Annotated in this window: 1 protein-coding gene and 1 pseudogene; both read right to left on the bottom strand. The window is 73.1% G+C overall.

Annotation, left to right across the window (positions count from 1 at the left end; translation table 11 throughout):
• Positions 1-504, bottom strand: a 504-nt coding sequence (locus tag ON39_RS33925) for a response regulator transcription factor (protein WP_040740341.1), incomplete at its 3' end; no start/stop codon positions are given.
• Between the two features lie 4 nt (positions 505-508).
• Positions 509-1,021, bottom strand: a pseudogene (locus ON39_RS33920) (hypothetical protein); the annotation flags it as partial.

Genomic DNA, 1,021 nt, shown 5'->3' with positions numbered 1-1,021 from the left:
ATGGGCGAGCAGGAAGGTGAGCAGATCGAACTCGCGCGGGGTCAGCTCCACCGGCGCGCCGTCGACGAGGGCGAGCCGGAAGGCGGGCCGCACCTCGACCGCGCCGTCCCGCAGCGTCGGCCGGGCGGCCTCCGGTTCCGTCCGCGCGCGGCGCAGCACGGAGGCGACCCGCAGCGCGAGCTCGCGCGGGCTGAACGGCTTGGTCACGTAGTCGTCGGCGCCCGCCTCCAGCCCGAGCACCCGGTCGTCCTCGTCGCCGAGCGCGGTGAGCAGGATGACCGGCAGCCGCGGTCGCCGCCCGGAGCGGATCGCGCGGCAGATCTCGATGCCGTCCGGCGCGGGCATCATCACGTCGAGCACGGCCAGCTCGACCCGGTCGTCCGCCAGCGCGGCCAAAGTAGTTGCGCCGTCGGCTGTTTCGAGTACGGCCAGGCCGTCGCGCTCGAGGTAGCGCCGGACCACGTCCCGGACGACGGGGTCGTCGTCGGCGATCAGGATGGACATCGTTTCACCAATTCGTCAGGATCGAGTGGGCGAGCACGAGCGTGCCGATGCCCTGCACCGCGAGCCAGCCGCGGGCGCTGGACCTCGGCAGGAACGCGGTCGCGGCGAGCAGCCACATATCGAACGGTAACCAGATCCGCTCGGTTTCGGCCTTGCTCAGCCCGCTGAGGTCCGCCGCGAGTATCGCGCACAGGGCCGCCGCCACCAGTAGCGCGGTCGGGTCGAGAGCGTGCAGCACGCGCGGTGCGAGCGCACGCGGCAGCGCCGCGGCGGTCGCGAGGCCGACGACGCAGACCGTCGCGGCGAGATTCGCCCACCACCAGTACGCGTACGTGCGCTCGCTGGCGATGCCCTGGTAATAGCGCTGCACCACCAGGTGATAGCCGTCGAGCCACCAGAAGCCGGAGAGGGTGAACGCCGCGACGACCGCCAGCGCGCCGGCCAGCGCGGGCAGCAGCGGGCGGGCGGTGCGTCCGGCGAGCAGCACCGCCACCGCGGGCAACGCCATCAGGACCAG

The organism is Nocardia tenerifensis NBRC 101015, assembly GCF_000308715.1.
Taxonomy (GTDB): Bacteria; Actinomycetota; Actinomycetes; order Mycobacteriales; family Mycobacteriaceae; genus Nocardia; species Nocardia tenerifensis.
The sequence above is the reverse complement of the archived record's forward strand: the minus strand, read 5'-3'. Positions and strand labels throughout refer to the sequence as shown.